30 protein-coding genes, 4 tRNA genes and 3 pseudogenes are annotated in these 26,090 nt (G+C 65.6%); 14 read left to right on the forward strand and 23 right to left on the reverse strand.

Annotation, left to right across the window (positions count from 1 at the left end):
* Positions 1-31: 31 nt before the first annotated feature.
* Positions 32-466 (reverse strand): hypothetical protein, encoded by a 435-nt coding sequence (locus G6N18_RS06225; protein WP_067216507.1) that lies wholly within the window; start codon positions 464-466, stop codon positions 32-34.
* A gap of 82 nt (positions 467-548) precedes the next feature.
* On the opposite strand from G6N18_RS06225, the pseudogene G6N18_RS06230 reads away from it, so the two are divergent.
* Positions 549-1,760, forward strand: a pseudogene (locus G6N18_RS06230) (acyl-CoA dehydrogenase family protein).
* Between the two features lie 66 nt (positions 1,761-1,826).
* Here the strand turns inward: G6N18_RS06230 and pdxT are convergent.
* From pdxT to G6N18_RS06285, 11 genes and pseudogenes are all read right to left on the reverse strand, one after another.
* Positions 1,827-2,411, reverse strand: a complete 585-nt coding sequence (pdxT, locus tag G6N18_RS06235) for a pyridoxal 5'-phosphate synthase glutaminase subunit PdxT (RefSeq protein WP_083001435.1) — start codon at positions 2,409-2,411, stop codon at positions 1,827-1,829.
* Positions 2,408-3,244 carry an acyl-CoA thioesterase II gene (tesB, locus tag G6N18_RS06240; protein ID WP_083001433.1) on the reverse strand — a complete coding sequence of 279 codons (837 nt, stop codon included), beginning with the start codon at positions 3,242-3,244 and terminating at the stop codon, positions 2,408-2,410. The genes pdxT and tesB overlap by 4 nt, the downstream gene beginning before the upstream one ends.
* 10 nt (positions 3,245-3,254) lie before the next feature.
* Positions 3,255-4,163, reverse strand: coding sequence for a pyridoxal 5'-phosphate synthase lyase subunit PdxS (gene pdxS, locus G6N18_RS06245; RefSeq protein ID WP_059164661.1), 909 nt, complete (start codon positions 4,161-4,163; stop codon positions 3,255-3,257).
* Between the two features lie 66 nt (positions 4,164-4,229).
* A pseudogene (locus tag G6N18_RS06250) lies at positions 4,230-5,260 on the reverse strand (NUDIX hydrolase).
* Complete coding sequence (locus G6N18_RS06255) at positions 5,257-6,459, reverse strand: glycosyltransferase family 4 protein (RefSeq protein ID WP_083001431.1); 1,203 nt, start codon at positions 6,457-6,459, stop codon at positions 5,257-5,259. Before G6N18_RS06255 ends, G6N18_RS06250 begins: the two are co-directional and overlap by 4 nt.
* Entirely contained in the window at positions 6,459-7,397 is a 939-nt protein-coding gene (locus G6N18_RS06260) for a phosphatidylinositol mannoside acyltransferase (RefSeq protein ID WP_264007128.1), read from the reverse strand. The genes G6N18_RS06255 and G6N18_RS06260 overlap by 1 nt, the downstream gene beginning before the upstream one ends.
* The gene (gene pgsA, locus G6N18_RS06265) at positions 7,394-8,059 is read right to left on the reverse strand and encodes a phosphatidylinositol phosphate synthase (RefSeq protein ID WP_067216643.1); all 666 of its coding nucleotides are present in this window, start codon (positions 8,057-8,059) and stop codon (positions 7,394-7,396) included. The genes G6N18_RS06260 and pgsA overlap by 4 nt, the downstream gene beginning before the upstream one ends.
* Positions 8,056-8,661, reverse strand: a complete 606-nt coding sequence (locus G6N18_RS06270) for an ATP adenylyltransferase (RefSeq protein WP_067216526.1) — start codon at positions 8,659-8,661, stop codon at positions 8,056-8,058. Before G6N18_RS06270 ends, pgsA begins: the two co-directional genes overlap by 4 nt.
* Positions 8,658-10,712 (reverse strand): threonine--tRNA ligase, encoded by a 2,055-nt coding sequence (thrS, locus tag G6N18_RS06275; protein WP_083001429.1) that lies wholly within the window; start codon positions 10,710-10,712, stop codon positions 8,658-8,660. Before thrS ends, G6N18_RS06270 begins: the two co-directional genes overlap by 4 nt.
* Positions 10,713-10,777: 65 nt before the next feature.
* Positions 10,778-11,197: a TIGR02611 family protein gene (locus G6N18_RS06280; RefSeq protein WP_083001427.1), complete on the reverse strand. Its 420-nt coding sequence runs from the start codon at positions 11,195-11,197 to the stop codon at positions 10,778-10,780.
* Positions 11,194-11,823 (reverse strand): PaaI family thioesterase, encoded by a 630-nt coding sequence (locus G6N18_RS06285; protein WP_083001636.1) that lies wholly within the window; start codon positions 11,821-11,823, stop codon positions 11,194-11,196. Before G6N18_RS06285 ends, G6N18_RS06280 begins: the two co-directional genes overlap by 4 nt.
* A 94-nt stretch (positions 11,824-11,917) precedes the next feature.
* Here G6N18_RS06285 and G6N18_RS06290 point away from each other — a divergent pair, with 94 nt between their 5' ends.
* Together G6N18_RS06290 and G6N18_RS06295 are read left to right on the forward strand one after the other, a co-directional pair.
* Positions 11,918-12,415 (forward strand): DUF1990 domain-containing protein, encoded by a 498-nt coding sequence (locus G6N18_RS06290; RefSeq protein ID WP_083001425.1) that lies wholly within the window; start codon positions 11,918-11,920, stop codon positions 12,413-12,415.
* A 131-nt stretch (positions 12,416-12,546) separates the two neighbouring features.
* A complete protein-coding gene (locus G6N18_RS06295) occupies positions 12,547-13,248 on the forward strand; it encodes a GAF and ANTAR domain-containing protein (protein WP_109749423.1) in 702 nt (233 codons plus the stop codon).
* Between the two features lie 6 nt (positions 13,249-13,254).
* On the opposite strand, the gene G6N18_RS06300 is transcribed toward G6N18_RS06295, so the two are convergent.
* The 3 genes from G6N18_RS06300 to G6N18_RS06310 form a co-directional block, all read right to left on the reverse strand.
* Positions 13,255-14,007 (reverse strand): alpha/beta hydrolase, encoded by a 753-nt coding sequence (locus tag G6N18_RS06300; RefSeq protein WP_083001424.1) that lies wholly within the window; start codon positions 14,005-14,007, stop codon positions 13,255-13,257.
* A 43-nt stretch (positions 14,008-14,050) separates the two neighbouring features.
* Positions 14,051-14,926, reverse strand: a complete 876-nt coding sequence (locus G6N18_RS06305; RefSeq protein ID WP_083001422.1) for a L,D-transpeptidase — start codon at positions 14,924-14,926, stop codon at positions 14,051-14,053.
* A gap of 235 nt (positions 14,927-15,161) precedes the next feature.
* On the reverse strand, positions 15,162-15,614 hold the full coding sequence (locus tag G6N18_RS06310) for a hypothetical protein (protein WP_083001633.1): 453 nt from the start codon (positions 15,612-15,614) through the stop codon (positions 15,162-15,164).
* Positions 15,615-15,991: 377 nt separating this feature from the next.
* Here G6N18_RS06310 and G6N18_RS06315 point away from each other — a divergent pair, with 377 nt between their 5' ends.
* Together G6N18_RS06315 and G6N18_RS06320 are read left to right on the forward strand one after the other, a co-directional pair.
* Positions 15,992-16,393, forward strand: coding sequence for a phage holin family protein (locus G6N18_RS06315; RefSeq protein ID WP_179962374.1), 402 nt, complete (start codon positions 15,992-15,994; stop codon positions 16,391-16,393).
* Positions 16,390-16,686, forward strand: coding sequence for a DUF3618 domain-containing protein (locus G6N18_RS06320; protein ID WP_083001418.1), 297 nt, complete (start codon positions 16,390-16,392; stop codon positions 16,684-16,686). The genes G6N18_RS06315 and G6N18_RS06320 overlap by 4 nt, the downstream gene beginning before the upstream one ends.
* Here the strand turns inward: G6N18_RS06320 and G6N18_RS06325 are convergent.
* Together G6N18_RS06325 and G6N18_RS06330 are read right to left on the reverse strand one after the other, a co-directional pair.
* Positions 16,683-16,970 (reverse strand): annotated as a pseudogene (locus G6N18_RS06325) (pyridoxamine 5'-phosphate oxidase family protein); the annotation flags it as partial. The gene G6N18_RS06320 and the pseudogene G6N18_RS06325 sit on opposite strands and share 4 nt — an antisense overlap.
* Before the next feature lie 41 nt (positions 16,971-17,011).
* Positions 17,012-17,083 (reverse strand) — tRNA-Val (locus G6N18_RS06330).
* Positions 17,084-17,361: 278 nt separating this feature from the next.
* Between G6N18_RS06330 and G6N18_RS06335 the strand changes: the two genes are divergently transcribed.
* The 3 genes from G6N18_RS06335 to G6N18_RS06345 all read left to right on the forward strand — a co-directional run bounded on the left by G6N18_RS06335 (position 17,362) and on the right by G6N18_RS06345 (position 17,621).
* Positions 17,362-17,434: transfer RNA gene (locus tag G6N18_RS06335), tRNA-Gly, on the forward strand.
* A 27-nt stretch (positions 17,435-17,461) separates the two neighbouring features.
* A tRNA-Cys gene (locus G6N18_RS06340) sits at positions 17,462-17,532 on the forward strand.
* 14 nt (positions 17,533-17,546) lie between these two features.
* Positions 17,547-17,621, forward strand: a tRNA-Val gene (locus tag G6N18_RS06345).
* A gap of 226 nt (positions 17,622-17,847) precedes the next feature.
* Here G6N18_RS06345 and G6N18_RS06350 read toward each other — a convergent pair.
* Complete coding sequence (locus G6N18_RS06350) at positions 17,848-18,120, reverse strand: WGxxGxxG family protein (RefSeq protein WP_083001414.1); 273 nt, start codon at positions 18,118-18,120, stop codon at positions 17,848-17,850.
* A gap of 496 nt (positions 18,121-18,616) precedes the next feature.
* On the opposite strand from G6N18_RS06350, the gene G6N18_RS06355 reads away from it, so the two are divergent.
* Positions 18,617-18,889 carry a DUF732 domain-containing protein gene (locus tag G6N18_RS06355; protein ID WP_220096947.1) on the forward strand — a complete coding sequence of 91 codons (273 nt, stop codon included), beginning with the start codon at positions 18,617-18,619 and terminating at the stop codon, positions 18,887-18,889.
* 46 nt (positions 18,890-18,935) lie between these two features.
* Here G6N18_RS06355 and G6N18_RS06360 read toward each other — a convergent pair whose 3' ends face one another.
* Positions 18,936-19,898: an IS481 family transposase gene (locus G6N18_RS06360; RefSeq protein WP_083007457.1), complete on the reverse strand. Its 963-nt coding sequence runs from the start codon at positions 19,896-19,898 to the stop codon at positions 18,936-18,938.
* Between the two features lie 318 nt (positions 19,899-20,216).
* Between G6N18_RS06360 and G6N18_RS06365 the strand changes: the two genes are divergently transcribed.
* The gene (locus tag G6N18_RS06365) at positions 20,217-20,771 is read left to right on the forward strand and encodes a thermonuclease family protein (RefSeq protein ID WP_234806291.1); all 555 of its coding nucleotides are present in this window, start codon (positions 20,217-20,219) and stop codon (positions 20,769-20,771) included.
* Between the two features lie 164 nt (positions 20,772-20,935).
* Here the strand turns inward: G6N18_RS06365 and G6N18_RS06370 are convergent, their stop codons facing one another.
* The 3 genes from G6N18_RS06370 to G6N18_RS06380 form a co-directional block, all read right to left on the reverse strand.
* Complete coding sequence (locus G6N18_RS06370; protein WP_234806289.1) at positions 20,936-22,171, reverse strand: IS256 family transposase; 1,236 nt, start codon at positions 22,169-22,171, stop codon at positions 20,936-20,938.
* 141 nt (positions 22,172-22,312) lie between these two features.
* Positions 22,313-22,981, reverse strand: a complete 669-nt coding sequence (locus G6N18_RS06375; protein ID WP_082999992.1) for a hypothetical protein — start codon at positions 22,979-22,981, stop codon at positions 22,313-22,315.
* 192 nt (positions 22,982-23,173) lie between these two features.
* On the reverse strand, positions 23,174-23,464 hold the full coding sequence (locus G6N18_RS06380; protein WP_234806080.1) for a hypothetical protein: 291 nt from the start codon (positions 23,462-23,464) through the stop codon (positions 23,174-23,176).
* A gap of 257 nt (positions 23,465-23,721) precedes the next feature.
* Between G6N18_RS06380 and G6N18_RS06385 the strand changes: the two genes are divergently transcribed.
* Together G6N18_RS06385 and G6N18_RS06390 are read left to right on the forward strand one after the other, a co-directional pair.
* On the forward strand, positions 23,722-23,892 hold the full coding sequence (locus tag G6N18_RS06385) for a hypothetical protein (protein WP_163689813.1): 171 nt from the start codon (positions 23,722-23,724) through the stop codon (positions 23,890-23,892).
* Positions 23,893-23,973: 81 nt separating this feature from the next.
* The gene (locus G6N18_RS06390; RefSeq protein ID WP_082999990.1) at positions 23,974-24,393 is read left to right on the forward strand and encodes a hypothetical protein; all 420 of its coding nucleotides are present in this window, start codon (positions 23,974-23,976) and stop codon (positions 24,391-24,393) included.
* Here the strand turns inward: G6N18_RS06390 and G6N18_RS06395 are convergent, their stop codons facing one another.
* Positions 24,394-24,747 carry a helix-turn-helix transcriptional regulator gene (locus G6N18_RS06395; RefSeq protein WP_082999989.1) on the reverse strand — a complete coding sequence of 118 codons (354 nt, stop codon included), beginning with the start codon at positions 24,745-24,747 and terminating at the stop codon, positions 24,394-24,396.
* A gap of 76 nt (positions 24,748-24,823) precedes the next feature.
* Here G6N18_RS06395 and G6N18_RS06400 point away from each other — a divergent pair, with 76 nt between their 5' ends.
* Together G6N18_RS06400 and G6N18_RS06405 are read left to right on the forward strand one after the other, a co-directional pair.
* Entirely contained in the window at positions 24,824-25,312 is a 489-nt protein-coding gene (locus tag G6N18_RS06400; RefSeq protein ID WP_082999988.1) for an SRPBCC family protein, read from the forward strand.
* A 32-nt stretch (positions 25,313-25,344) separates the two neighbouring features.
* A complete protein-coding gene (locus G6N18_RS06405) occupies positions 25,345-26,070 on the forward strand; it encodes a Clp protease N-terminal domain-containing protein (protein WP_082999987.1) in 726 nt (241 codons plus the stop codon).
* The last annotated feature ends 20 nt before the right edge of the window (positions 26,071-26,090 follow it).

Consider the following 26,090-nt stretch of genomic DNA (forward strand, 5'->3'; position numbering starts at 1 on the left):
CGCCCGACGAGTCTACGTGGATGTTTGCGCCCTACCGAACAGCGTCGGGCGACGTCAGCGCGACGACGCGGTAGTCCACAGCGGCCGGCCAGCCGAGGTAACCGTGAACGTGCAATTGGAGCCACGTCGGGACGCCCGACGGGTCGTCGGTGAACGTCGCCGCGGCGTCGACGATCGCCCCCGTCTCACCCGAGGCCCGCAGGGCAACCGAGACCGACAACGTCGGACTGCCCAGCGCTGCCCGGTCGTACGCGAGGCTGTCCGGGATGAAGAACGACACCGAGAAGTTCGGCGTACGGATGCCCTTCGGTGTGTTCGGCGGTCGGCGCAGCGCGAAGCCCGACACGATGGCCTTGCCGTCGAACCAGGCGGTTCCGGCGTATTCGGTGCGCCGCGCGTCGCCGCCGCTTGCGAGCCGCACGACCGTGTCGATGCGCGGCTGCGGTTCGACTTCGACCGTCGTCATTTTCAGGTCTCCGACTCCGCAGTGCTGTTACCTCGGACACAGTACTTCGCAGCTATCTTACTCTGGAGTAAGATGTTGCTTTATGTCTTTCTCGCTGGAGCTCTCACCCGATCTCGTCCACATCCGGGATTGGGTTCACGATTTCGCCGCCGACGTCATCAGGCCCGCCGCCGCCGAGTGGGATGAACGCGAAGAGACGCCGTGACCGATCATTCAGGAGGCCGCGAAGGTCGGGTTGTACTCGATGGAGATGTTCGCCGAGCAGGCCGCGGAGCCGTCGGGCCTCGGCATGCTGGTGTTCTTCGAGGAGATGTTCTGGGGCGACGCGGGCATCGCACTGTCCATTCTGGGCACCGGCCTGGCGGCGGCGTCACTGGCCGGCAACGGAACCCCCGAGCAGATGGCTGAATGGCTGCCGCAGATGTTCGGCACCATCAACGAGCCGAAGGTGGCGTCGTTCTGCTCGTCCGAACCGGGCGCGGGTTCCGACGTCGGCGCCATCCTCACCCGCGCCCGCTACGACGAGGCCAAGGACGAGTGGGTGCTCAACGGCGTGAAGACCTGGGCCACCAACGGCGGTATCGCCGAGGTGCACATCGTGGTCGCCTCGGTGTATCCCGAACTCGGCACGCGCGGGCAGGCCACGTTCATCATCCCGCCGAACACCCCCGGGTTCCGTCAGGGTCAGAAGTTCCTCAAGCACGGCATCCGCGCTTCGCACACCGCCGAGGTGGTACTCGAGGACGTCCGCATCCCCGGCGGGTTGATCGTCGGCGGCAGAGAGAAGTTCGAGGAACGCATAGCGCGGGTGCGCGAGGGCAAGAAGGCCAAAGGCCAGGCGGCGCTGGCGACATTCGAACGCACGCGCCCCAGCGTCGGCGCGATGGCGGTCGGCGTGGCCCGTGCGGCCTACGAGTACGCGCTCGACTACGCCCGCCAACGTGAGCAGTTCGGCAGGAAGATCGGCGAATTCCAGGCGATCGCATTCAAGTTGGCCGATATGAAGGCCCGCGTCGACGCCGCCCGGATGTTGGTGTGGCGCGCCGGCTGGATGGCCCGCAACGGCAAGGCGTTCGACAACGCCGAAGGCTCGATGGCCAAGCTGGTGGCCAGCGAGACCGCGGTGTACGTCACCGATGAGGCGATCCAAATCCTCGGGGGCAACGGCTACACCCGCGAGTATCCGGTCGAACGGATGCACCGCGACGCCAAGATCTTCACGATTTTCGAGGGCACCAGCGAGATCCAGCGACTGGTGATCGGTCGCGCGGTCACCGGCCTGGAGATCCGGTAGTCCACCCAGGGCGATTTGTGGAGTTTTGGCGGCGCTCACCGCCGGTGCGGCTCCACAAATCGACAGTTACAGCATGTCGACGAACAGCTTGTGGATGCGGCGGTCGCCGGTCATCTCCGGATGAAACGCCGTCGCCAGCCGCTTGCCCTGGCGCACCGCGACGATGTGCCCGGCCGCCTCGCCCAGCACCTCTACCCCGCGGCCGACACGTTCGACCCACGGCGCCCGAATGAACACCGCGTGCACTCGGCCGTCGACACCGCCGAGCTCGATGTCGTCCTCGAAAGAATCGACCTGACGGCCAAAGGCGTTGCGCCGCACTGTCATATCGATTCCGTTCAACGGTATGGCCTCACGGCCGGCCGCTCCGGCGTCCAGGATCTCCGACGCGAGCAGGATCATCCCCGCGCACGACCCGTAGGCCGGCATCCCGTCGGTCAACCGTGACCGTAGCGGCTCCAGCAGGTCGAGTTCGCGCAGCAGGTGACTCATCGTGGTGGACTCCCCGCCGGGAATCACCAGCGCGTCGACGGCCTCCAGTTCACCCACCCGCCGCACGGTCGAGGCCTCCGCGCCTGCTTCGCGCAGCGCGGCCACATGCTCGCGGGTATCGCCCTGCAGTGCGAGCACGCCGACATGCGGAGCGCTCACGGCCGGTAGTCGCGCTTGTAGCGGGTGAGCCCTTCCTGCATGACCGCCGCCACCATCTCGCCGTACTGGTTGAAGATCTTGCCCTGGCACAGCGAGCGGCCGCCCGACGCCGACGGCGAGGACTGGTCGTAGAGCAGCCATTCGTCGGCGCGGAACTGGCGCATGAACCACATCGCGTGATCCAGCGAGGCGACCTGCAGATGCCTGCGTTTGTCGGCGTGGTGCACCTGCGCCGAACCCAGCAAGGTGAGGTCACTCATGTAGGCAAGCGCGCAGATGTGCAGCACGTAGTCATCAGGCAGCGGGTCCCGGTGCCTGAACCACACCTGCTGCTGAGAAGCCTTGCCGGGCAGCTGGGTCAGCTTCTCCTGCGGCACAATTCGGACGTCCCACTCGGCGAACTGGTTGAAGCCCGCGTCGTCGAACGCCTTGATCTCGGTGAGCCCCGGGCAGTCCTCCGGCGGCGGCGCCACGGGCATCGCGTCCTGGTGCTCGATTCCGCTCTGGTCGGTCTGGAAGGACGCCGACATCGAGAAGATCGTCTCGCCGTGCTGGATGGCGTTGACGCGGCGGGTGATGAAGGAGCCGCCGTCGCGCAGCCGCTCGACGATATACACCGTCGGCGCCTGCGCATCGCCTGGACGAAGGAAGTATCCGTGCAACGAATGCACCTGGAAGGTCGGATCGACCGTGCGCACCGCCGAAACCAGTGACTGTCCCGCGACGTGTCCGCCGAAAGTCCGCTGCAGAAAACCGGATTCGGGGCTGAAGACGCTGCCGCGGTAGATGTTGACCTCGAGCTGCTCGAGGTCAAGGATCTGTTCGATCGCCATCTAGGAAGTCTTACCAGCCTCGTTCCGCGAGTCGGTGCGGGGCGGCGACATCCTCGACGTTGATGCCGACCATGGGCTCACCCAGTCCACGCGACACCTTGGCCAGCACGTCGGGATCGTCGTAGAACGTGGTCGCTTTGACGATCGCGGCGGCGCGCGCGGCGGGGTCACCGGATTTGAAGATGCCCGAGCCGACGAACACGCCCTCGGCGCCGAGTTGCATCATCATCGCCGCGTCGGCCGGGGTCGCGATGCCGCCCGCGGTGAACAGCGTCACCGGCAGCTTGCCGGCCCGCGCCACCTCGACGACGAGGTCGTACGGCGCCTGCAATTCCTTTGCCGCGACGTACAACTCGTCTTCCGACAGGGACGTCAGCCGGCGGATCTCCCCGCCGATCTGACGCATGTGGGTGGTCGCGTTGGACACGTCACCGGTGCCGGCCTCGCCCTTGGAGCGGATCATCGCCGCACCCTCGGTGATGCGCCGTAGCGCTTCGCCCAGGTTGGTGGCGCCGCACACGAACGGCACGGTGAACTTCCACTTGTCGATGTGATGGGTGTAGTCGGCGGGGGTGAGCACCTCGGACTCGTCGATGTAGTCGACGCCGAGGCTCTGCAGAATCTGGGCCTCCACGAAGTGCCCGATACGGACCTTGGCCATCACCGGGATGGTGACCGCGGAGATGATGCCCTCGATGAGATCGGGATCACTCATCCGCGCAACGCCGCCTTGTGCGCGGATGTCGGCGGGCACCCGTTCGAGCGCCATGACCGCCACTGCACCCGCGCCCTCGGCGATGCGAGCCTGCTCGGGGGTGACGACGTCCATGATCACGCCACCCTTGAGCATCTCTGCCATGCCGCGCTTCACCCGGGCAGTTCCGGTCTGGGTCACCGACCCATTAGGTGCGGTATCCACTGCTATCTCCTCCGAATCGCTACTGATCCAGTCTAAACGCGGTCGCAAATGTATTGATTCCGCATGTCAGCGGATCGATTGCAACTGCTGGCGCGGACCGCTCCCGCGCGCGTCGGCGAACGCGCTGGCTTCTTTCAGCAGTTCGCCGAGTTGCAGCGGGTAGACGGTTTCGCCGTTGGCGACCAGCTCTTGGATCATTGTCTCATCACACCAGCGGTGGCCGTGAATCGTGCGCCGCTCCAGCGCGGTGTGGCCACCCGTCGACGGCTCGAACCTGGTGGTGCGGTGCACGAAGAACAACTCTTCGCTGCGGATCACCGCGCCGTCGAACTCGAACACCGCCTGACGCCGCCACAGCGGACCGACGAGGTCGGCGGCGGGCACCTGTAGGCCGGTCTCCTCCGCGATCTCTCGCGCCGCGGCGTCGGCGAGGCTCTCGCCCGGCTCCACCGCACCGCCGACGGTGAACCACCATCGCGGGGCGTCGACCATCGAGGGATCCGAACCGCGCAGCAGCAGCACCGCACCGGCTTCGTCGAGCAGTACCACCCGCGCCGACGTGCGCCAGCTCACCGGCGGCCGACCTCCGGTGCCGTTTCGGGCCGCTCGACGATCTCGAAATATGTTGGCAGCGCGGCCGTTCCGCCGAGCCGCAAAACGCGCACCGCACGCCGCTCGCGCAGCGCAAGGGTGTCGCGCACTGCGTCGTTGTGGAAGCGGCGGGCCAGCACCACCCGCGCTTCAGCATCGGCCAGTTCGGTGGTCAACGGCTGCGGCAGCGACGCTGGGTCCACGATCGCCAGCGCAGCGGACAGTTCGTTCTCGGCGGACTCGCGCGCGGCCCGCGGTGCCCTCTCGGCCGCGTCGGCCAGCGCCGCCAGCCGCTTGCCTTCCGGACCGTTCCCGTAGGCGTCGACGGCGACCGCCCGCGCGACGACGGCACGGCGGGCCAACGCGCCGTCGAGCGCCTGCCAGGACAGGTCGTAGCGCACATGCAGCCGGTCCAGCCGGTTGGCGGTCTGCAATGCCCACCCGCCGATCGCGAGGATGACCACGAGCAGCACCGCGAGCGTGATCACCACGATCCAGGTGATCACCGGACGCCTCCGGTCGCCTTCCCCGTCCTCGCCGTTCTCGCCGCCCTCGCGGCCTTGGCGCTGCTGCCGCCGTCACCGCCGGCCACCCTCACCTTGGCTCCCGACCCGGAGACGGTCTCGTACACCCGCATGATCTGTCGGGCCACCACCGACCAGTCATAGCGCCGGACCGCCTGCATCGCGGCCTCGATGTAGCGCTCGCGCAGCGCATCGTCGACCAGCACCTCGATCAGCCCGTCGGCCAATGCCGATGCATCGTCGACCGGGACCAGGCGCCCGGCCACACCGTCGGCGAGCACCCGCCGGAACGCGTCGAGGTCGCTGGCCACCACCGCGGTGCCGGCCGCCATCGCCTCGACCAGCACAATGCCGAAACTCTCGCCGCCGGTGTGCGGCGCGCAGTACACGTCGACGCTGCGCATCGCCGAGGCCTTGACCGCGTCGTCGACCTGACCGAGAAAGCGCAGATGCCCCGCCAGCTCACCGGCATCCTCGCGTAGTTCGTCCTCGTCGCCGCGGCCGACGACGAGGATCTCGACGTCGGGGAACCGCTTCACCAACTTCGGCAGCGCGCGCAGCAGCACGGCCATGCCCTTGCGGGGTTCGTCGAAGCGGCCCAGGAACAGCACCGACTTGCCCGCGCGCGGGTAGCCCTCGAGTGCCGGCGCGGACGCGAACGACGCCACATCCACGCCGTTGGGGATCTCGACCGCGTCGCTGCCCAACGCCTCCATCTGCCAGCGCCGCGCAAGATCCGACACCGCGATGCGGCCGACGATCTTCTCGTGCATGGGCCGCAGGATCGGCTCGAACACGCTGAGCGTCAACGATTTCGTCGTCGAGGTGTGGAACGTCGCGACGATCGGGCCCTCGGCGATGTTGAGCGCGAGCATCGACAGGCTCGGCGCGTTGGGCTCGTGCAGATGCAGCACGTCGAAGTCGCCGTCGGCCAGCCACCGCTTGACCATGCGATGCGTGGCCGGCCCGAACCGCAGCCGCGCGATCGATCCGTTGTACGGGATCGGCACGGCCTTGCCGCCGGACACGACGTAGTCGGGCAACTCCATTCCCGGCGACGACGGCGCGAGCACGCTGACGTCGTGGCCGCGGTCGTGCATCACCTTGGCCAGCTGCAGCACGTGCGACTGCACCCCGCCGGGCACATCGAACGAGTACGGGCAGACCATGCCGATCCGCACTAGCCGGCCTCCAATTTCGCGCGCCGCGCCGCGGGCAGGTCGGCCAGCCACTGCGGTTGCATCATGTGCCAGTCGGCGGGGTGCACGGCGATATTGGGGGCGAACCGGTCCGCCAGCGCCTGGGTGATGACGGTGACGTCGCCGGACGACGTGTCGACCTCGGGATACACCCGCATGCCCCAGCCGTCGCGCTCGAACCAGCAATGCACCGGGAACAGCGCCGCGCCGGTGGCGATCGCCAGCTTGGCCGGGCCCGCGGGCATCCGGGTGGGCTCGCCGAAGAAATCCACCTGCACCCCGCTGCGGCTCAGGTCGCGGTCGGCCATCAGGCATACCGGCCGGTTGTCGCGCAGGCGATCGGCGAGCACCTCGAACGGCGGCCGGTCACCACCGGTCAGCGGAACGACCTCGAAGCCGAGGCCTTCCCGGTACGCGACGAACCGGTTGTACAGCGACTCCGGCTTGAGCCGTTCGGCGACCGTGGTGAAGCTGCCGTAGTTCTGTGCCAGCCAGACCCCGGCCATGTCCCAGTTGCCGCTGTGCGGCAATGCGCAGACCGCGCCGCGGCCCGCGTCCAGGGCGGCCCACAGGCGCTCGATGTCGTCCACGACGAGTTCGCGGCCGAGCGCCTCATGGTCCATCGTCGGCAACCGAAACGCCTCCCGCCAGTATCGGGCGTACGAGGCCAGCGAATCACGAATCAGCGCGTCCGGCACCTGTTCGGGCGGTACGCCGACGACACGGGCCAGGTTCTTGCGCAACTGGGCCGGCCCGCCGCCGCGCGCCGCGTAGAGCGCACCGGCCTCGAAAGCGTTGCGCGCCACGAATTCCGGCATCGCGCGCACCAGCCGCCAGCCCGCGGCATACCCCCAGTCGCTGATCAAGCCACCCAACGGGTTAGCGAATACCGCAGTCGGCCCCGAGGGTGTGCTGGTCACGGTTCGTTCGCCTCGGTCTCGTCGTCGGTGCCCGGCTTGGCGATCTTGTCCATCGCGCCCGGCGAGGTGCGCACGCTGTGCACCCGCTGCCCCAGCGTGATAAGGCTGGTCACCGCGAGCGTCCACATCGCGACGGGCAGCAGCCACACCAGCCCGAACAACCCGGACAGCCCCGCCCCGACCAGCACGATGATCAGCCGCTCCGGGCGCTCGATCAGCCCGCCCTCCGCCGACAGGCCGCTGGCTTCGGCGCGCGCCTTGATGTAGGAGATGACTTGCGATGTCACCAGGCAGATCGCCGTCGCGACCACCAGCGAAGTGCTCCGCAGTCCGAAGGCGGCCCACCACAGCAGTCCGCAGAAGATGGCGCCGTCGCTGATGCGGTCGCAGGTGGCGTCCAGCACCGCGCCGAACCGGGTGCCGCCGCCGCGCTGACGGGCCATCGCGCCGTCGAGCATGTCGGCGAGTACGAAGAACCATACGGCGACCGAGCCCCACCACAGCTGACCGATCGGGTACAGCGTCAGGGCGCCCAGCACCGATCCCGCGGTGCCCAGGATCGTGATGCTGTCGGGCGTGAATCCGGCCCGCAGCGCGCCCTTGGCGATGGGCGTGCTGAGCTTCTCGTAGGCCGCGCGGGTCATCAGGTAGAAGTTGCTCACCGCTGCTTCGCCCACTCCGTCGCCAGCAGTTCACGGGTCTCGCGTAGCAACTGCGGCACCGCTTTCGAGCCGCCGATGATCGTGATGAAGTTGGCGTCCCCGCTCCAGCGCGGCACCACGTGCATGTGTAGATGGTCAGCCAACGAGCCGCCCGCCGACTGGCCAAGGTTGAGCCCGACGTTGAAACCGTGCGGCCGCGACACCGACTTGATCACCCGAATCAGCTTCTGCGTGAACGAGATCAGCTCAAAACTCTCATCGGGGTTCAGGTCCTCCAGCTCGGAGACCCGCCGGTAGGGCACCACCATCGAGTGCCCCGGGTTGTAGGGGTACAGGTTGAGCACGATGTAGACGGACTCGCCGCGCGCGACGACCAGGCCTTCCTCGTCGGGCATCGTGGGGATGTCGGTGAACGGCTGCGTGGATTTCCCCGACCCCGCCGCCCCGCCCTTCATCGGCGCCTCGGCGATGTAGCTCATCCGGTGCGGCGTCCACAGCCGCTGCAGGTGGTCGGGGTCACCGACGCCGCGGTCGATTATCGTCCGCTCTTCGCGCAAGCGCTCATCGCCAATCGTCCGCTCTTCGCGTTCTTCGCGGCTCACTTCGGCGCGCCCACCTCGAGCAGTTCTGCGGTGGGAGCGGCGTTCTGCCGGCTTGCGATCCAGTCGGCGATCGCCGCGACAGCCTCGTCGCGCGGTACGCCGTTGAGTTGGCTGCGGTCACCGAAGCGGAAGCTGACGGCGTCGGCCTCGACGTCGCGGTCCCCCGCCACCAACATGAACGGCACCTTCTGGTTGGTGTGGTTGACGATCTTCTTCGCCATCCGGTCGTCGCTGGCGTCGACCTCGGCCCGGATGCCTTTCATCTTCAATTGTGTCGCAAGGCCGTTCAGATACGGGACGTGGTCGGCGGCAACCGGGATGCCGACCACCTGCACGGGCGCCAGCCAGGCGGGGAACGCGCCGGCATAGTGCTCGGTGAGGATCCCGAAGAAGCGCTCGATCGACCCGAACAATGCGCGGTGGATCATCACCGGCCGCTGCCGCGACCCGTCGGCCGCGGTGTACTCCAGCTCGAAGCGCTCCGGGAAATTGAAGTCGAGCTGGATCGTCGACATCTGCCAACTGCGGCCGAGCGCGTCTTTGACCTGCACCGAGATCTTGGGACCGTAGAACGCCGCGCCGCCGGGGTCGGGCACCAGCTCCAGTCCCGACGCGGCGCCCACCTCGGCCAGCACGTTGGTGGCCTCCTCCCACAGCTCGTCGGAGCCGACGAACTTGTTGGGATCCTTGGTCGAGAGCTCCAGGTGGAAGTCGGTCAGGCCGTAGTCGCCGAGCAGGTCGAGCACGAAGCGCAGCAGGGAGGTCAGCTCGTCCCGCATCTGCTCACGCGTGCAGTAGATGTGCGCGTCGTCCATCGTCAGCCCGCGCACCCGGGTCAGGCCGTGTACCACGCCGGACAGCTCGTAGCGGTAGACGGTGCCGAACTCGAAGAGCCGCAATGGAAGTTCGCGGTACGACCGCCCCCGCGACCGGAAGATCAGGCAATGCATCGGGCAGTTCATCGGCTTGAGGTAGTAGTCCTGGCCGGGCTTGCGCACGGTGCCGTCCGGGTTGAGTTCGGCGTCGAGGTGCATCGGCGGGAACATGCCGTCGGCGTACCAGTCGAGATGCCCGGAGATCTTGAACAGCTCCGCCTTGGTGATGTGCGGCGTGTTGACGAACTGGTAGCCGGCCTCGGTGTGCTTACGCCGCGAATAGTCCTCGAGCTCGCGGCGGATGATGCCACCCTTGGGGTGGAAAACCGCCAGCCCCGAACCGATTTCGTCTGGGAAACTGAACAGGTCGAGTTCGGCGCCCAGCTTGCGGTGGTCGCGCCGCTGCGCCTCTTCGATGAACTCGAGATGCTTGTCGAGGGCTTCCTGCGATTCCCACGCCGTGCCGTAGATGCGCTGCAGGCTCGCGTTGTCCTGAGTGCCGCGCCAGTAGGCCGCTGAGCTGCGGGTCAGTTTGAACGCCGGGATGTATCTCGTCGTCGGGATGTGCGGCCCGCGACACAGATCGCCCCACTCCCGTTCGCGCGTGCGGGGATTGAGGTTGTCGTATGCGGTCAGCTCGTCACCGCCGACCTCCATGACGTCGGGGTCGCCGGACTTGTCGTCGACCAGCTCGAGCTTGTAGGGCTCGTTGGCGAGTTCTTGGCGCGCTTGGTCTTTGGACTCGTAGACGCGCCGCGAGAACAGCTGGCCTTCCTTGACGATCTGGCGCATGCGCTTCTCCAGCGCCGCCAGGTCCTCGGGCGTGAACGCGCGTTCCACGTCGAAGTCGTAGTAGAACCCGTCGGTGATCGGCGGCCCGATGCCGAGCTTCGCCTCTGGAAACAGGTCCTGCACGGCTTGGGCCAGCACGTGTGCGGTCGAGTGCCGGATGACGCTGCGGCCCTCGTCGGTGTCGGCGGCCACCGGAGTCACCTCGACGTCGGCGTCGGGCACCCACGACAGGTCACGCAACCGGCCCTCGGTGTCGCGGACCACGACGATCGCGTCGGGCGCCCCCCGGCTCGGCAACCCCGCCTCGCGGACCGCCTCACCCGCGGTCGTCCCGGCAGCGACCCGGATCGGGGCTGCGAGGGCGGGGCGTGCGACGGCGCTCATACGGGGGCTCTCCAGTTTCGTTGTCAACAGACGCGAGGACGCGACCATGCTATCGGGGTGAGTCGTCAGTCTCCGATGCCGATCGGACTGTTCAGCCACTCGTGTTCGAACCCGACGAATTCTGCGGTCCAGTCGAGTGCGCCCAGCAACCACAGCGTCAACGCAACCACGAGGGCGGTGAACACGCCGCCGAGAATCTGCACGATGGCGTGCTGGCGGTGGAACCAGTCCATCACCTTGTCGTAGCGCTCCTTGGCGTAGGCCAGCAGCCGCCGTGCCCAGTCGAACTCGGTGGCCAGGATGCCCAGCCCGATGAACACGATCGCCCAACCCGGCCCCGGATACGGGATGGCGAGGATCCCCGCCCCCAGCACGATCAGGCCCACGACCCCGACGACGATGCGGTAGACGAACTCCGCTCGGCGACGCTCGCGCAGCCGATCGCGCCAGCGTGCCCAGCGCCGTTTGACCTCGGGGCCGTTCACGGCTGGCCCGGCTTGAGTTTGACGAACAGCGCGTGCGCTTCGGCGAGCACCGTGTCGGCGTCCAGCAGGCGCCCGGAGACGAAGATCTTGCGGCCCTCGATCCGGTCGATGCCTGCGTCGACCTGGAATTGTTTTTCGACGTGTGCGATCTTGCGGTAGTCGACGTGCAGGAAGGCGGTCCGCTGTGCCCTGCTGCCGCTGAGTTTGAACGCGGTGAAGCCGAGCACCGAGTCGAACAGCATCGCGACAGCACCGCCGTGCGCGGCGCCGTTGCGGCCGAGGTGGAAGCGGCGGAACTCGGCGGTGCCGGCGATGCGCTGGTCCTCTGTGACGTGCACGTCGAGCGGCACCGCCAGGACGTTGCCGCGGTTGGGCAGGTCCATCCGCCGGCCGGAGGGCGAGGCCCACTCGTCGGCGTAATAGGGCGCGAGCAGCTGCGACACCTTCTCAATCTGGTCCGCGGCCTCGGTGATCACCGCATCGGGCGCGTCGGCCGCGCGGGCGTGGTCTTGCAACGTGCGGACCGCTTCGACGAAGCGTCCGTAGTCGGGTCCTCCACGCTCGGTCGGCACCGGCGGGTTGAAGCCCCCACCGGGTTCCGCCGCGACGGGCTGCTCAAAGGTCACCGGACCACCGTATTGCCTCGCTCGGTCGCCGGCCGCCCCGGCGTTGCTCGTGGTCACCGCACCGACGGTACGGCGACGATGACAAGGTAGCCGGATGAAGCTGAGCGATCTCGCTGCGCTGCCGCTGACCTACCCGGAGTTGGGCGCGACCGCGCACATGCTGCCGGGCGGGTACCACCACGTGCAGAAGGAAGCCGTCATCGGCCGCGGCCGGAGCCGCTTCGAGGAGGCCGCCGCGGCGGGCATGCGATGGGGCATGCTGCGCGGCGCCGGAGTACGCGTAGAAGCGACGACGGAAATCGCGCAGGTGGGATCCGAGGTGATCGTGCACCTCGGTCCGATCGGGGCGCCGTGCCGGGTGGTCTACGTCGTCGACGAACCCGACCGTCGCGGGTTCGCCTACGGCACCCTGCCCGGACACGCAGAGTCGGGCGAGGAGCTGTTCCTGGTGCGCTACGACACGGCATCGGACGAGGTATCGGCCGTGGTGACGGCGTTTTCCCGGCACGCCACCTGGTGGAGCCGCCTGGCGTCGCCGATGACATCGCTGGTGCAGCGCGTGGTCACCGAGCGGTATCTGCGGGCGCTCTAAGGATGTAGATCTGCGGTGTAGGCCTTAATCTGCACTGACGGTTGCTTGCGTCGCCGATAATTCCCACCCGAACGCAAGATCAACCGCGGGCTCGTGCGCGTAGCCTTGAACGACTGGGAGAAGGACTTCAGATGGTGATGGCGAACGAACCCGACGAGCGCGAGGACACGCATCTGCGCATCGCGGAACTTGTGCGTGGGCTCTACAACCGGCCCGACGTGGACACGGTGATCGCAGAGTTGGCCGAACATGCGGCAGTCGAGATTCCCGGCGCCCAGTACGCGGGCATCACCATCACGCGCAAGTCCAAGAGCGTTGAGACTCCCGCGGCGACCAACCTGTACCCGATGCTGTTGGACAAGATCCAGCAACGGCACCAGGAGGGCCCCTGCCTGACCGCGGCGTGGGACGAGAAGATCGTCTACGTCGCCGACCTCGAAACCGACGACCGGTTCCCACGCTATCGCCGAGATGCTCTCGCGGAGACGCCGATTCGGTCGATCATGGCATTCCAGTTGTTCATCGAGGGCGAGACGATGGGCGCGCTCAACGTCTATTCCGAGACACCGGACTCGTTCGACGACCAGTCGAGAAGCATCGGGTTGGTTTTCGCCGCCCATTCGTCGGTGGCGTGGAATGCGGCGCGTCGCGACGAACAGTTCCAACGAGCATTGGCCAGCCGCGACATCATCGGTCAGGCGAAGGGCATGATCATGGAGCGCTACGGCGTCGACGCTGTACAGGCCTTCGATCTGCTGCGGAAGCTGTCGCAGGACTCCAACGTGCCGCTGATCAAGATCGCGACGGAATTCGTCGAGACCGCGCAATCCTGAGCCTGGTCAGCCGTCCAGGCCGAGCTTGTCGGTCAACCAGTTCAGCACGGGCGGTGCGACGTCGTCGACCGCGGATTGCGCGATGATCCAGTGCGGCAGGCCGGGATGGACCTGATGCTCGGCGTGGTAGCGTGCGGCGATCCGCCGTGAGATCCATTGTGCGACATTTCGATCGGCATCCGCGCTGACACACAGCACTGGGCAGTTGACGGCACGGGCATTCACCTTGGTGGACGACGATCCCATCGACATCTCGCGGAAGACCCGGCCCGAGTCACGAACCAGTCGAGGCAGCAGATCGTCCTGTTCGGCCCGGTCGAGCGTGCTGAGCGGGACCTCCCGCATGGTGCGCTCGGACGGAAAGAACGGCTTGCCCGCGAGGATGCGCGGCAGCAGGGGGAACAGGTGTGGCAGGGCGCGAAGTTGCGGCCAGAGCACGCCGGGCGGGATGGACGCCAACAGCACCGCAGCGCGCGGATCGCGTGCTGCGGCGATCTTCTGAGCGAGCAGGCCGCCCATGCTGTGGCCGATGACGATCGGCGTGGCGCCCAGTTGGTCGTATGCCGCCAGCGCTACCCGGAAGCAGTCCTGAATGCCGGTGCGCGCGAGCACCTCGTCATTGGTCGGGTCGCGACCGGGCAACACGGGTGCGTGGCATTCGAAGCCGGCGTTTTCGAAGAATCGCGTCCAGGGCTGCAGCAGTGACGGTCGACCGAACACGCCGTGCAGAAACAGAATGGGAGGCTTGGCCTTGTCCACTCGGGCGGGTTCCTTCCGGTCGCGGTATCGGCGCGAAGCCTTGTCAACGGGAGATTACTCGAGGAACCTCCGGGTTTTCTGGTTCGACTCTCGGCCGGGGCACCTCGATGCTGTTCTGCTGCACGATAACCGGATCCCCGACCTTCACCGTGTTGAAATACCACTCGGCGTCCTCGGGGCTGAGGCTGATGCACCCGTGGCTGACGTTCTCGAAGCCGAGTGAATTGACCGCCCAAGGGGCGGAATGCACGAAGATCCCACGTCTGGTGATCCGGACGGCCCATTCCACGTCGAGCAGGTAGCCGTCCTCCGAGTTGACCGGGATACCGACGCTGCTCGAATCCATCACCACGTCGCGCTCCTTGGACAACACGGTGAATGTTCCGATGGGCGTTGGATATTCGGGCCTGCCCATTGAGGCCGGAAAGACGCCGGGCTCGCCGAAGTGAGGCCGATGATGCGGAGCCGGCAGGATCGCGGGCGGTCCCGCCTCGACGCCGTCGATCGTCACGGTGAACGTGTGCTCGGAGACATTCGCAACCCCGACGACCGCCGGACCCGTCGCGACGTTCGTCTTCAAGTTGCCGACGGAAAGCGCGATGGTGCTGTGCGCGGGCCAGAATCGATCCGGAACCCATTGGACGGTCTCGTTGTCGAGCCAGTCGAACTTGCCGGTCATGGGGGGCACCGATGTGATGTCGAGGAACCGCTCGGCCGCACGCTTGTCGACGACGGGCGCCTCGAATGTCACCACGACGGGATGCGCCACCCCGACGATCTGGCCTTCCGCGGGCAGGATGGAGGCGATGGCGCTACGCACCGACTGGTTGGCCGCTGCCGCGCCTTCGTCGGCGGGCCCGGCCACCACACCGGTAGCGACGATGACCGCGGTAAGAACACACCTGATGACCGCACGCAATCTTGGTGCCTCCCTTGAAATTACAACGATGTCAATAATGCTAAGCGAGCCGCGGCGGATTAAGTCCAAGAGTGCGTAGGCAATTCGATTAAGTATGCGTCACGGTTGGGCCACGACCAACAGACGAGCGGCTTTCGCGACCGATTGAAACCCCTTGTCTGAGAACGGATTTGGCCCGGCGGCTGGTCGTACTCGCCGCCGGGCCCAACCCGGATGACTTGTCCTCAGCGCTCCGTCAGCGCGCGGGACCGGGTGGTGTGGGCTGACCCGGAGCGGGCGCGCCGGGCTGCGGTGAGCCGGTCGGGTCGCCCTTGCCGGCGGCGCCACCCATTGTGGTGAGTGGAGCGCCGGCTGCCACCGGAGCACCGGCCGCAATCGGAGCGCCCGCCAGCGGAGGCGCCACAGGAGGCGGCACGAGCGGTGGCACGAGGGGCGGCGGCACGATCGGCGGTACGAGCGGCGGCGGCACTACCGGCGGCGGTGCGACAGGCGGCGGACCGGGGAACGCCATCGGCACGCCGGCCATGTCGGTGAGCGGAGCGCACACCGCCCCTGCCGGCGCTTCCCCAGAGGAGGTCTGGGCACATTCGTAGCCCCCGGCCACTGCCGCCGGGCTCAACGCCATCGCCAACCCACACAATCCAGCCCCGATGGCTGCCGCGATGTTGACTCGTTCAAAGGTCGTCATCGACGCTGATCCCTTCATTCACGCTCGTACTTCCCGTTCAACTGAGGCAGCAGACCTGCATGCCGTATTGAAGCCGCGTCTCTGCGACCGCGTTAATATCAGCAGCGAATAGCCCGCGACGCACCACGCCGCACCGCACCGTTTCCAATTGGTGACCGGTTCGGAATGGTTGGACAACCGTGTGCCCCGCCGCCGACAGTGCCGGCGCGCCGCCTACCGGTCTCACCTGCGTGTTCTGTGTGGGGCGACCCCTGCACGCGTCGTTGTGCGCGCCGTCGCAGGTCTCGATGCATTCAAAGTCGCGAGGGGGTTTCGGGGTGGTTGACCACGGGCATCACTGTCGCGACAGGTCAGGACAAGTCAGAGGTTGGTATGTGATGACGGTGGAATCGAAACCTACCGCAGATGCGTCGATGGGCGAATTGATGAGTCAGTTGTCGACGCAGACGTCGCGGCTGATCCGTGACGAGATGCGGTTGGCGCAAAAGGAATTTCAGGAATCAGCAAAGCGCGCCGGGATCGGCGCCGGGTTGTTCAGCGTCGCGGGCTTGTTGGCCTTCTTCGGGGCGGCGACGTTGATCGCCGCGGCGGTGGCGGCGCTGTCCCTCGTGCTGGAGGTATGGGCGGCGGCGCTGATCGTCGCCGCAGCACTGTTCGTCGTCGCGGGTATCGCCGCGCTGATCGGACGCAAGCAGGCGCGGGAGGTCACTCCGGCGGCCCCGAAGACCGTCGAGACGGTGAAAGCCGACATCCAGGAACTGAAGGACGCCCGTTCATGACCGCACCGGATTCACGCCCAGAACCAGGCCCGGAAGCGGGCGTCGACGATATTCAGGCCGACATCGAGCAGACCCGTAACGAACTCGGCGAGACGGTCGAGGCGCTGCAGGCGAAGTTGGATGTGAAGGAGCGCGCCAAGGACAAGGCGACCGAGACGAAGGAGCGCGTCGTCGAGAAGGCGGACACCTTGCGGCATACGGCCACCGACAATCCGAAGCGGACGGTGCCCGTGGCGGCGGTCATCGCCATCCTTGCGGTGCTCGGGATCGTCGTCTGGCGTCGTCGCCGCTAGCCTTCCGACGGTCCGAACCGGAAGCGGCGGCCGGTGACCCTCGTCGGAAGTATGCGGACATAGTGCTGTTTGACCGGCGCAGTCCATGACAGCAGTTGCGCCCGTTCGGCCTCCGCGAGGTCGTCGCCGTCGCGCACCGGCCGGGCGAGGCCGCGCACCACCACACTCCAGCCTTCGGCGATGTTGTGATCGTCGGCTTCGAACACCACGTCGCGGTTGATCGCCGTGCTGACCAACTTGGTGCCCTCGGCAGTGCGAAACAACAGCGTTCGCCGTTGAACGACGAGGCGGGGCGTCAGGGTGAGTAGCGAAGGCTGTGGTGAAGTGGTCCCGGCTGGGTTCGAACCAGCGACCTTCCGCGTGTGAGGCGGACGCTCTCCCACTGAGCTACGAGACCGGAGAGTCGGCCGAATGGCCGAACGACGTCGAAGACTAGCACGGTGAGGGGTCACGACCCGAATCCGCCCGAGGCCCCAGCGGCGTCCGCAGCCCCGAATTCCGACGGGCGCCGCGCGGCCGGCTCGGTCCGCGGATTCCTCCCCTCTTGGGAGCGCTGCCAGGTGTTTTGGATTGCAAACGGGCGGAGACGCACCGGCAAACACGGAGATTTGTGCAGCTACACTTTGGTGGACTATCGTCGTGCTTCGCGACGGGCGACGATGTCGTTCGTGGCGCGCGGATGTAGCGCAGTTGGTAGCGCATCACCTTGCCAAGGTGAGGGTCGCGGGTTCGAATCCCGTCATCCGCTCGAAGGTGCAGTGGCATCAACCCCAGCGGTGGAGTGGCCGAGTGGTGAGGCAACGGCCTGCAAAGCCGTGCACACGGGTTCGATTCCCGTCTCCACCTCAACGAATGATCTGGCGCGATTAGCTCAGCGGGAGAGCGCTTCCCTGACACGGAAGAGGTCACTGGTTCAATCCCAGTATCGCGCACCACAGGTTCTCGCTTCCTTTCATTCCCGAACTGGCTTCGACGTAGGACTTGGGGTTTGCCGATGGGCGCACCCGACGGGCGGCACATGAGCCGCGAAGAGATGTTCCAGCACGCCGGTAGAACGGCTGCAATAGAACGTTCCTCCAGCTGACCTAGCGTCCGAAGCGACCGAGTCCCCCGCCAACTAGTAACACTGACGGGGGCCTCGGTCGTCTGAAAGGTGGTTGCCTAGGTGCGCGGGTTCGTAACAGTGCCGCCGCCGCGATTCGCGGGGTAGTCGGCATCCTTGCGTCGCTTCAGACCCGCGAGGCCAAGCAGACCGAGAAGACCTGCCAGCCCCCACAGGCCGTTGTCGCCGCCGTCGTCTTCTTGCTCGGCTTGCTGCGCAACGGTGGTCGTAGTCGCCGGTGCTGGGGCCGCGAGTTCGGTGGCATGAGCCACACCGGCGCCGCCGAACAACAGGGTCAGGGTGGTCGCGCCGATAACGAGAGTCTTCTTCACGATGATTGCTCCTTCAGATTCGAGTTCGAACCGAATGGAACCTGTTCGCTCAAGAGTCCCGGCTCAGAGCCCTAATACACGCATCTACCCGTAGCTAAACTCCCGAGCGGGTGAAGGCGAAGGACTTGACGATATATAGGCTGGTCCAAGCCTGCTGTGATGGCGAACACAGGGTCCCAATAGTCGTTGGGTTAGGTAACACACCAAACGCATAGATGGCCGCACCAGAAGCAGAACCTTCGTCTGCGCCAGTGACGCCTGCGCTGTACCTCGTCGGCTCTATCACAACGTAGGGAAACGCCTGATTCCTTCTTGCCGCCTCGCGCGCACACTTAACGAGTAGGCGTAACCGCTCGGAAGTCAGCGGCGCGCCCATTCAAGATCAAAAACGGGAAATTTCAAGGTGTTTCGAATCTGTCTGCGACTCTCGGCGCTAGTGATGGCAGGGGCGGCGGCTTTCAGCCTCGGCCCCGCCCCGGCCGTGAAGGCCGATGCAATGTCCTACTTGCAGTCGCTCAATAACCACGGCATGTCGGTGTACGACACCTCAGACGCACTGCGCAACGGCTATTGGGTTTGCAATGAGCTCAACTACAACACGGGTGACGTGGTCGCCGAACGGCTGTATTACCGGTACGCGAGCATGACCGTGGCTGAGGCTGCGACGATCCTCATGGTCGCCGTCTGGGAACTGTGCCCCTGGCACTACGATCCACAGGACCTGGTGCCGGTCGCGCCACCGTCCCCCCTTCTGGCGAGGGCGGAATGAGCACACCGCCTTGAATAGTCAACTTGCGGCGGCTAGATGTACTCGGTCATGAGGTTGGTTGCAGTCGGCTGATGGGCGGCAGTCCACCGAGTGCGCTGTGACGCCGTTGAGTGTTGTAGTACTTGAGCCAGGGGGCAAGGGCTGCGGCGCGTTGGCTGTTGGAGGTGAAGACGCGCTTGTAGGCCCATTCGGTCTGCAGCGTGCGGTTGAGGCGTTCCACCTTTCCGTTCTGCCAGGGGCAATGCGGCTTGATGAAGATCTGGCGAGCGCCCAGCTCAGCGCTGACTTCGCGTAGCGAGTATCGGTAGGCCCAGGCGTTGTCGGTCATGATCTGTTCGATGGCAGGGATGCCGTGGGCGCAGAAGTAGGCTGCGGCGCGGCGCAGAAACCCAGCGCAGCTGGAGCCTTTCTCGTCGGGAAGGATTTCGCTGTAGGCCAGCCGGCTGTAGTCATCAACAAGTGAGTGGATGTAGTCAAACCCGTTACGCCGGTTGACATCTAAGCCAGTGTTACCGCGCCCGTGTGCGCGCCAACCGCCTCCGTCGGGTATGCGGCCCAGCTTCTTGACGTCCATATGGACCAGTTCACCGGGCCGGGATCGTTCATAACGTACGGCGGTGGCCTTGGAGGCGCGGATAACGTGACCGGTCATCGGGTCACAGTCACGCAAATAGGGCACGTCGCGTCGGCGCAGCACACGCGACACCGTGCGGGCGCACACACCCAGCTTCGCGCTGATCTCGTCGGGACCGCAGCGGTGCCGACGCCGCCAAGCCACGATCTGATTTTCGAGGCCGTGGGTAACCCGGGTGGGCGTGGTATGCGGGCGCGAGGGCCGGTCGCACAGGCCCGCCTCGCCGTCGGTTTCGTAGCGAGTGATCCAGGTGTGTACGCACTTGCGCGACACCCCCATCGCCTTGGCGATATGGGCTTTAGCCCAGCCGGCCTGATACCGCTGCACTATCAGCAGTCGGCCGTGAAACGTCGTACGGGCATTACGGTGGGACACGAGAACCTCCGGACGGTGGTGGACCTAGACAAGCCACACCTCATCCGGAGGTTCTCCTCACATCAAGCCGACACGCCTGCTACCAACGTCCTGTCCCGGTACAGCTAGACAGCGACCACGACGGAATTGGCGGCGAGCGAAGGTAATTCGGTGAGACTACGCATCGCTGTCGCAACGTCGTTAGCGGCAGCGTCTAGCATCTTGTTCCCGTCACTGCAGACAGCGCGGGCCGATCCCGTCACAGCGACGGCAACTGTCCTGCAAGTTGTCGACGGCGACACCGTGGATATTCGCGACGACGCCAGGGGCAGGCTCCGCGTGCGCATTTTGGGTATTGACACCCCCGAGACCAAGAGGCCCGGTTACACCGTCGGCTGTTGGGGACCCGAGGCGACCGAATTCGCCAGGTCGACCTTGCTCGGGCAGCGAGTTGCTGTCGTTTCCGACCCGACGCAAGAACACACCGACCGCTATGGCCGAACCCTCGCCTACCTTGTTCGAGCGGACGGCTGGGACTATTCGGTCGAAGCTGCGCGCGCAGGTGCGGGGCGTTCATATGTGTACAACAACCGCCCTGCGAGCCGGTTCGGCTCGATCGCAGCTGCCGAAAATGAGGCAAGGGACGCTGGCCGCGGGTTGTGGGGGCCGCCCTGCAATGGCGAATCCGCGTCGAGCATCAGCGTTGCGGACGCTGCGCCACCACCGGCTCCGCTGCTTGCCGCGCCGCCCCTCGACGTACCGCCCTCAGCGGATGTCAACTACGGCGATTGTGATGCGGCACGCGACGCTGGCGCTGCTCCCCTGCGGAGAGGCGAGCCGGGTTACCGCCGAGGGCTCGATCGGGATAACGATGGCGTCGCATGTGAAAGCTAATCGACCGCGCTGGTTGCGGTGCCAAGGCAACACCCGGTGGATGCTGCAACCTATGGCCAGGACTGTGGGAAGCGGGTTTCCAATCCGGCCGTGCCCTGACGTCTATACGGGAGCCTGTCACGAATTTTGTGTAAGTCAGAGGTGATTTGACTACGAGTTGTACTCTAGCACAACGGGATTCGACCGGGGAACAGCCTAGCCAGTGTGTTCAATGCCACAGTCCAGTTGTAAGTGCCGGTGCCTGAGAAGCCTCCTCTCTCGCTGGAGATGTTGCGCAATCCCAGATACAGCAACTTCATCGCGGCGTCCTTGTCGGGAAAGTGACCGCGATTTTTGGTGATCTTGCGCAGCTGGAAGTTGATCGACTCGATCGCGTTGGTGGTGTAGACGATCTTGCGCAGCTCCACCGGGAAGTCCAGGAACGGCACGAACTCAGGCCAGGCGTTGCGCCACACATCAATCGCGCCGGGATACTGGGCGCCGAATGCGGTGTCGAAGTCCTTGAGCGCGAGTTCGGCGGCCTCCACGGTCGCCGCGCCGTAGATCGCCCGCATCGACGTCGCGACCTTCTTGCGGTCCTTGTAGGACACGAACCGCATCGCGTTGCGGATCACGTGCACCACGCAGGTCTGCACCACGGTGTCGGGGTAGCACGAGCGGATCGCATCGGGCAGCCCGGTCAGCCCGTCGCAGCAGGCGATCAGGATGTCACGGACCCCGCGGTTGCGCAGATCGATGACGACTTTCTGCCAGAATTTGGCGCCCTCGGAGTCTTGGATCCACACCCCCAGGGCATGTTTGCGGCCCTCCAGATCCACCCCAATGGCCAGATAGGCCACCTTGGTGGTGACCACACCGTTGTCCTTGATCCGCAGCCGCAGCCCGTCGATATACAGGATCGGATAGACCTCGTCGAGCGGGCGGGACTGCCAGGCCTTGATCTCATCGACGACGACGTCTGTGACATTGGAGATCAACTCCCGCGACACCGCAGCCCCGTACACCTCCGCCAGGTGGGCCTCGATGTCGCGGGTGGTCATACCGCGCGAATACAGCGACAGCACAACGGAATTGATGTTGTTGAGCCGACGGGCCTTCTTCGGCACGATCGCCGGCTCAAAGGAGCCGTTGCGGTCGCGCGGCGCGTCGATTTGCACCGGGCCGTTGACCGTGGTCACCGTCTTGGACGTGGTGCCGTTGCGGGAATTGCCCGAGCCGCGCCCAGCCGGATCACCGGACTCATAGCCCAGATGATGGGTCAACTCCGAATTCAGCGCCCGCTCCAGCACCGCCTTGGTCAACTCGTTGAGCAAACCATCCGCGCCATCGATCGGGGTACCCGACTTCACCGCATCCTTGATCAACGAATCCAACGTCTCCGCCGAGAACGTCTCGGCCAGCTGCCGCGCCGCCGACTTGTCCTCAGCCGGCACCTGCGTGGTCTTGATCACAAAACACTCCTTCTGTCCGCCCAAACGGCGGTCCGATGATGGACCACCCCGGACTTACACAGATGGAATGACACGCCCCTATACGGAGCGTCAGGCTTCTACGCCATAGCCACCGCGGAGATCCTTATGGGCGGCTTTCAGAATGGTCTTGCAGAGCGCCACCAGCTCCTCGACATCAAAGTCGGCCTCATCGCCCAGTCGCTTGAGCCACGATCCTTCTTCTTCTTTCAGCTCAGTCCATTTGCGCTCCGCATAGATCGCTTCTTCGTCGGTTGGTGCGACGTCGCCCGCCGTTTGGACCAGGCGCCTCTTGCATGCATCCAATTGCGCCAACGAATAGCCGTGCTCACGGAACTGGCGGTCCCATTCGTCAAGCATCACTTCGGTGAGGTCGCGAACCGGTTCTGCGGCGTAAATCATCAACTCAGCTATTCCGTCGTCCATCCCCAGCCGAATACGGAATTCGTACAGTTGCCTGATGGCCTCAGCCCGCCTCTGGCAGAGGCTCTGTTCGCCCGCTTCCGACCCGGCGAGTTGTTCTGCGCCGCGCTTGAGGTGCAGGGTCGCTGAAATGAGGCACTTCAGTGCAGCTTTCTTGTCCTCCCCCGCCCGCTTCTCGTAGTCCAAGACCAGAGCATGGTCTCGTTCTTGTTGCTTGGTTCGCGCGTCGATGCGCTTTGTCCAAATCGCCACGGCCGCAGTGGAAACCACTGACGCGAAAGGCACCAAAGTCGTCGAGACCACAGTTGTCAAACTCATCGCGTCGCAACTCCTTGCCGTCGCTGCGCAGACACGATTCCCCGTATTCGCACGTTGTGGTCATTCGCCCGTGTTCAGTCTGCCTGACTGCGCCGAAGCGCACACAGCTTTGACCCTCGCGCCAAATACCTACTTCACTCCGGAACTTTCCGAATGCAAGAGGTGTGCTCTGACCGCCAGTTCCAGGTGTCGTCAGAGCATCGCGGCAATGATGGCCAGCAGGGCTAGCACGACGACGATGAGCCCGACCATGACGAAAAACGCGCCGGTCGCCGTCAGCTGTTGGGCACGGCTTGCCTCGTCGTTGAGCATCTCTTTGATCGACGTCTTCATCCGCGCAAAGAGGTCTTTCCACGAGATGCGCGCCAGGCCTTTCCTGGTGGCGGCCGGCTCGCGGCCAGGTTCATCGGGAACTTGGCCGACGCCGTTGCCGTATAGCACCAGGCCGAACACGGTCATGACGGCCGCCAGGATCAGCAGCACCACCGCGATTGCAATCAATTGCCGCTCTATCCGTCGTCGAATCGAAAGCCGTTACTGCGCTGATCGTCTCATTCGCACCGAGCAAGAGCAATGACATCCGCCCCGACCCGGCAAAGAAAACTCGAACCGACGTTTCCCCCGATCGGTGGAGTCGATGCCCTCCCGAGGACGGGCCGATCAGCCGACGCCGCCAAGCCCGAAACGCCAATACCTTCATGCCCGTATCCGTCATCGCCAAACGCCCGAAAGGATCTCCTATGACCACCACGAACCTGATGCACGACCACTACAGCGTCATCAGCCGCGCTGGCGGAGTTCAGACCTCCCGCGTCGTCATCGCGGCCAACTCCGCCGACGCTGCGCAGACCCATCGTGAGCACTACCCCGGCGGCGACATCGTCCGCGTCTTCCACGATCGGCGTTCATGACCAGAAAACGCTCGGCGGTGGCGTCCCACCTACTACGCTTTGCTGCAGACCGACCGGTCATGACGACCCAAAGGGTGGGACATGATTCGCCAACTCCTCGCCGCCGCTGCGATCGCCGGCACCGCCGTCTGCACGGCCCCGTTCGCCTCTGCTGACGACACCGACTACCCCGACACCCCGGGTCGCTACGCCACCGATGTACCGGGCATGAACTACGACGCCCACCTCGCCGGCCCGTGCACCAACATGGAGCGCTTCACGTTCGGGCGCGGCCCCGGTGGCGAAGTCTTGCAGTGCCGCTGGATCGAGAACCAGTGGCCGCCGGTCTACACCGGCTTCTGGGTCGCGGCCTACGAACTGTACGGCGTGCAGGAGGTCGGTTCGCCCTGTCCCAAGCCACAAGCCGCCGCTCAGGCGCCCGACGGGCGGCCGATGCTGTGCCTGGGAGCGCGAGGCTGGCAGCCCGGCTTCTTCACGCGCGAAGGATTCTTCCCGAGATAGTCAGGCGCGTAGCGTCTCGCTCGGCGCGGTCCCGAACGTCCGCTTGTAGACGCTGCTGAATCGCCCGGCGTGACTGAATCCCCATCGGCCAGCGATCGCCATCACGGTGTCCCTGCGCGGGTCAGCGGTTTGCAGTTCGCGGTGCGCGCGATCGAGGCGCACCCGACGGAGATACTCCAGCGGAGTCATGCCGAGGTGCCGCCGAAACGCATACTGCACCGAGCGCGGTGTCACGTTGACGGCGGCGGCAATATCGCTGAGTGTTATTTCCCTGTGGGCGTTCTCGTTGATGAATGTGATCGCGCGACGCAAGACAGCAGACTGGACGCGGGCCGGATCGATCTGGTTGCGCATAGCAACTTCCGGATACCCCGGCCGCATCTGCCAAAACGACTCCCCCCAAGTTCCGCAACCTTGACATGATTTGCCAATGACCGACCGCATCGAAGTACAACGCACCATCGACGCACCTGCGTCCGACATCTTCGCGGTGCTGACCGACCCTCAAGGACATGTCGCAATCGACGCGACCGGAATGCTGCAGGACGCCGAGGGCGATCGGGTCCGCGCGGCCGGCGACACCTTCGTCGTACACATGGACCGCGAAGCGCTCAACGACTTTCCGATGGGCAAGTACGACGTCACCGTGTCGATCCGCGACTTCGAGCAGGACGCCCTGATCTCGTGGACCATCCTCGGCCGGATCCGCCCACAGATCGGCCATGTGTACGGCTATCGCCTGCAACCCACCGCCGACGGCACGTTGGTGACCTCGTTCTACGACTGGTCCGACATCGACCAGCACTGGCGTGACGCCGGCATCTTCCCCGTCATCTCCGAAAGTGCGCTACGGGCAACACTGGGCATCCTCGATCGCACGGCCAAGCGCGGATACCCGCGATCGTCAACCAACGGTTGACGCACGCACTGTCGTCAACCTAAGGTTGACGCATGACGCAGCACGCCAAGATCACCAACCCGGTACGACTCGACGACCTCATCGACGTCATCAAGCAGGTCCACTCCGAGCCCCTCGACCAGCTCACCGACGCAGTGTTGGCCGCCGACGCCCTCGGCGACATCGCCGATCACCTGATCGGCCACTTCGTCGACCAGGCCCGCCGGTCTGGGGCGTCGTGGACCGACATCGGCAAATGCATGGGCGTCACCAAACAGGCCGCCCAGAAGCGCTTCGTCCCCAAGACACCGACCGATGCCGACGCGCTCGACCCGAACGCCGGGTTCAGCCGGTTCACCCCCCGCGCCCGCAACGTCGTCGTGGAGGCGCAGAACCTGGCCCATGCCGCCGGCAATCCCGAGATCAGCTCCGATCACCTGCTGTTGGCCTTGTTCAAGGACCCCAACGGTCTGGCCGCCAAGTTGCTGGCCGCACAGGGCGTCGACCTCGATGCGGTGACGAAGGTGGTATCACTGCCGGAGCGCACTGTAGACGAGCTGCCTACGCTGATCCCCTTCAACGCCGCCGCGAAGAAGGCGCTGGAGCTGACATTTCGTCAGGCACTTCGGTTGGGGCACAACTACATCGGGACCGAACACATTCTGCTGGCGCTGTGGGAAGCCGAGGACGACGACGGTCCCCTGCACCGCGCGGGCGTCGACAAGGACCGCTTCGAAAACGAACTCGTCTCCGCCCTGGAAGCCTTCACGAAGGACTGATCTCACACCCGACGGCGCCT

The organism is Mycolicibacterium celeriflavum, from assembly GCF_010731795.1.
GTDB classification, from domain to species: domain Bacteria; phylum Actinomycetota; class Actinomycetes; order Mycobacteriales; family Mycobacteriaceae; genus Mycobacterium; species Mycobacterium celeriflavum.